Genomic DNA, 2,656 nt, shown 5'->3' with positions numbered 1-2,656 from the left:
CGTCTGGGAGTCCATTTCGACAGAACTGTTCATGTCTCCGTTGGCGTGGATTCCCGTGGTTGCGCCACTGGCTGGGATTGCCTACGGACTCGTAACCGAGCGTACTGAGTTCTCGCTGCGGAACCTGCCCTCAGATCCGCGATTGATGGTCCAGCGCTTCCGTTGACGAGATATACGCCGACAACTGGTCCACGACCGAAGGGTCGAACGAGTCAGAAACGTGTCGCACGTTCCACAACCCAGACTGATACACCTCAGATTTCGGCGAGTGGTATCCAAGCCAATCGAGATCCGACGGTCCTGCAGATCGACGATACCTCGACACCATCGCGATGGTATTTGACTCAATCTCGGCTCTGTCGCACTCTGGTCCGGGGTTGCCCGGAACGTCAACCCACAGAAACGGCAGATCCCGGATGTACTCTGACACACGCTGTTCGAGTTCATGTTCCTGCTCGCGAACAGCGGTCGTCTCAGCGTCGGGATTCGGTTCGCCCCAGTGGGGATACTCGTCGTGCCAGCCGTGCTTCTCGATCAAGGCCTGACCGACGTGTAGCCGGAAGATCGACCCGCGATGGTTGCCACCGCCAGCGTACTTCCCTCGAACGTTGCCACGATGTTGCCTGAGTCGGTTCCAGAGCGTGTTCGACGAACCGGTACTGACGCCGACGGTGCCGATTCGGGAGAGTCGCCACTTTGTGGAGGGCATCTGTCTGAGGTCGCTTGCTGGCGATAAGAAAAAGTACACTCCTCGGTCGGGCCAGTCCAATCGCCCGGTCACGTTTCCGAGGTAGTACGGCCCTCCGATCTGGTCACGCAACTCTGCTAAGACACTCAAGAACTGTCCGACAGGACTGCCACCTGACGCTGCTGTGGAACGCATATTCGACTCCCTCGCCCATCAGGGGAGTCACAAAATACGGCTCTCAAGCACGTCTGGAAAGACACCGCTCCCTCTCAGCTGGCACCTTCGACGGCGTCGATCAGCCTCGCAGCCGTCTTCGAGATACGGTCCAGCCGGTCCCGCAACGTCTCTGGTGCGTCGCCGTCCCACGCCGCGAGGTAGAACGCCGAGTTGTCGGGATCCAGCCCGAAGTGACGACTGACCACGTAGGCGACTGCCTCGGCTTCGACTTCGCGTTTCGACCGCTCCGCCTCATCCTCGACATTGAAGTGAAGCTCTGCATGGGCGAACTCGTGAATCAGTGTACTCGCGAGGGCGGCTCGATTGTCTCGGTCAACCGCTTCGGCCATCGGATTTGTCGTCATGACGTTCCGACGCTCGCAAACGCCCCGTGCAGACCCATGTTCCCACTCCTCTGAAGCGACAATTCTCGCGTCGACGCCGATCTCGTCGGTCGCGTCCAACAGGTCCTCGACAAGTCCATCCGGGTCGCCGTGAGCTTCTGTTTCTAGCTCTGGAAGCGGCTCACCCTCTGTCTGGGAGATATCGAACACTGACGTTGGCCGGAACCCGACCAGTCCCCGATGCCACTGCTCAGGGTCTGTCTCGTCGTACTCACAGTCCGAGTTCTCGTGATACGACGGCGAGTTGCCGCATTCGGGGCACTTCTTCGTGATAATCGGAGCCCAGATCCAGATGGCATCCTCGCCTTGCTGGACGTAGCGGTCGAACTCGTCTTGCCACGTATTGTAGCCGGCGACTCGGGTTGCGTCGGGACACTGGAGCTTGATGAGTAGCGTGTTCCGGGCCGAGTANNTCCTCGTCCCGGGAGTCCGAATCGTCGAAGGTGCAAGTGGTCTGTTGGCTGGACGACTGCTCTGGCGTGTCTGACTGTATCGTTGACATCGGTCTATCTTCGGGACGCACTCTCGGGCACGCCCCCGCACCTCCACTGGGGGTCACAAAATCGACTTGCTGACTGAGCGAGAGCGAGGTGAGGTGGCTACCTGTACCGCTCTGGCGGGTAGAAGACGACGTGGATAGCCGAGCCAAGGTTGTACCATGACTTTGCGAGAATCGAGACCTCTAGTCCCCACTCGGCGGCAAACTCGAAGACGTCGAACCAGAGATTGTGGGGCGGCTCTGTGGAATCCAATCGCTCGATGTTGCCGGGGTAGACGTGCATCGAGTACAACGCCGGCTCGCCATCGTCAAGCCAGAGCGTCGAGTGGTCGTCTGCTGGCGGGCTGTGAGGCGGCCCCTTCGGGTCGCTGTCGGCGTCAAGCGGCGAGTGGGGGCACTCGTCGTCGCCCGTGATAAGACGCCGGATACAGGCTGTCTCGGCAGGCGCATCGAGGTCGAAGGCTTGCGCGAATGCATCTCGCTGGTATTCGCCCATGATCGCGCCGAGCGCCCGCCAGATGTCATCCCACCTTGGGTCCTCTGGCTCGTGATCCAGATAGTCGTGGACGGCCTCGCGCAGCTGTCGGTACTCGTCCCATGCCGGGACAGGCTCGTTCGGGCCGGGTGTCGGCCAGTCAGTGCGGTCCATACGCTTGGGAAAATTCCGATAGGGTATCAACTCTCGGGACGCGCCAGCACGCCGCGTCAGAGCAGGAATGTTGCCGCTAACCAACACCGAGTGGGATATAGGACTGTGTTGGTTAGCCTGCGAGTCGGCTACTCCTCGCCTCTAGCCTCCCAGCCCTTGTGGAAGTACACCAGCGCCATGTCGGAGTCAAAGCACTGCCC

Annotated in this window: 2 protein-coding genes and 1 pseudogene; all 3 read right to left on the bottom strand. The window is 60.4% G+C overall.

The window, feature by feature from the left end; translation table 11 throughout:
- Positions 1-130 precede the first annotated feature (130 nt).
- The 3 genes and pseudogenes from AV929_RS12400 to AV929_RS12390 all read right to left on the bottom strand — a co-directional run bounded on the left by AV929_RS12400 (position 131) and on the right by AV929_RS12390 (position 2,456).
- Positions 131-883, bottom strand: coding sequence for a hypothetical protein (locus AV929_RS12400; RefSeq protein ID WP_196219993.1), 753 nt, complete (start codon positions 881-883; stop codon positions 131-133).
- A 74-nt stretch (positions 884-957) separates the two neighbouring features.
- Positions 958-1,810: pseudogene (locus AV929_RS12395) on the bottom strand (ImmA/IrrE family metallo-endopeptidase).
- Positions 1,811-1,907: 97 nt separating this feature from the next.
- Positions 1,908-2,456 carry a hypothetical protein gene (locus AV929_RS12390; RefSeq protein ID WP_064288406.1) on the bottom strand — a complete coding sequence of 183 codons (549 nt, stop codon included), beginning with the start codon at positions 2,454-2,456 and terminating at the stop codon, positions 1,908-1,910.
- Positions 2,457-2,656 lie beyond the last annotated feature (200 nt).

The sequence above is a fragment of the Haloarcula sp. K1 genome (genome assembly GCF_001647155.1).
GTDB lineage: Archaea > Halobacteriota > Halobacteria > Halobacteriales > Haloarculaceae > Haloarcula > Haloarcula hispanica.
This window is presented reverse-complemented; position numbering and strand designations above follow the sequence as displayed.

What these genes read in the sequence shown, in the direction of transcription:
- AV929_RS12390 (WP_064288406.1), bottom strand. Translation starts at nt 2,456, where the DNA reads ATGGACCGCACTGACTGGCCGACACCCGGCCCGAACGAGCCTGTCCCG.
- AV929_RS12400 (WP_196219993.1), bottom strand. Translation starts at nt 883, where the DNA reads ATGCGTTCCACAGCAGCGTCAGGTGGCAGTCCTGTCGGACAGTTCTTG.